1 protein-coding gene is annotated in these 1,314 nt (G+C 74.6%); it reads left to right on the top strand.

Features of this window, described 5'->3' with window-relative positions; genetic code table 11:
- Nucleotides 1–219: 219 nt before the first annotated feature.
- On the top strand, nt 220–1,263 hold the full coding sequence (gene argC / locus N864_RS22310; RefSeq protein ID WP_034722750.1) for an N-acetyl-gamma-glutamyl-phosphate reductase: 1,044 nt from the start codon (nt 220–222) through the stop codon (nt 1,261–1,263).
- Nucleotides 1,264–1,314: the final 51 nt, after the last annotated feature.

Raw genomic sequence — 1,314 nt, 5'->3', positions numbered from 1 at the left:
GGCCACCACCCGACGAGAGGCCACGAACCGACGAGTGAGCGCGTCGTCCCCACCCGTCCCGCCCTGTGCGGGACTCGCGAGTCTCAGCGCTCTCCCGGCCGGCGGGGGAGGGAAACCATCAAGCGTCAGCCGGGTGAGCGGCATACCTCAGCGTCGGGAGCCCGCCATGCGTGGGACCGCCGCTGCACAACTATGCATCGGTGTGTATAGTCATGCATCGTGACCAGGGCAGCGGTAGCAGGGGCGAGCGGGTACGCCGGGGGCGAGATCCTCCGGCTCCTGCTCGCCCACCCGACGATCGAGATCGGCGCCGTGACGGCCGGCAGCAATGCCGGCGAGCGACTCGGGGCGCTCCATCCGCACCTCGTCCCGCTCGCGGACCGCGTCCTGCAGGACACGACCCCGGAGGCCCTCGCCGGTCACGACGTCGTCTTCCTCGCCCTGCCGCACGGCCACTCGGCCGCGCTCGCTGCGACGGTGCCCGACGACGTCGCCGTCATCGACTGCGGGGCGGACTTCCGGCTCGAGTCGGGGCAGGCCTGGACGCGGTTCTACGACACCGAGCACGCGGGCACGTGGCCCTACGGCCTGCCCGAGCTGCCGCTCACCGGCGGCGCCCGGCAGCGCGACCAGCTGGCCGGCGCGCGCCGCATCGCCGTGCCGGGCTGCTACCCGACCGGGATCTCGCTCGCCCTCGCGCCCGGCCTCGCCGAGGGCCTGATCGAGCCGGACGACGTCGTCGTGGTCGCCGCCTCCGGCACGTCGGGAGCCGGCAAGGGGCTCAAGGCGCACCTGCTCGGCAGCGAGGTGATGGGGTCGATGTCGCCGTACGGCGTCGGCGGCGGCCACCGCCACTCGCCGGAGATCGAGCAGAACCTGTCGTGGGCGGCCGGCGCGCCGGTCACCGTGTCCTTCACGCCGACGCTCGCTCCGATGCCCCGCGGCATCCTCGCGACGTCGACGGCGCGGCTGCGTCCCGGCACCGACCCCGCCGTCGTCCGGGGTGCGTGGGAGCAGGCCTACGCCGACGAGCCGTTCGTCCATCTGCTGCCCGAGGGCGTGTGGCCCCGCACCGCCGACGTCGTGGGCAGCAACCTGGTCCTGCTGCAGCTCGCGGTCGACGCGCACGCCGGCCGCGTCGTCGTCGTGTCGGCGGTGGACAACCTGACCAAGGGCACGGCCGGTGCTGCGGTGCAGTGCGCCAACCTCGCCCTCGGCCTGGCCGAGACGAGTGGCCTTCCCGTGGCGGGGGTCGCGCCGTGACCGGCCCGAGCGCCACGCCCGAGCCGAGCGCCACGCCTGAGCCGAGCGCCA

Source organism: Intrasporangium chromatireducens Q5-1 (genome assembly GCF_000576575.1).
GTDB classification, from domain to species: Bacteria; Actinomycetota; Actinomycetes; order Actinomycetales; family Dermatophilaceae; genus Intrasporangium_A; species Intrasporangium_A chromatireducens.
Note: the sequence above shows the minus strand (reverse complement) of the source record. Positions and strands in the feature narration are given on the sequence as shown.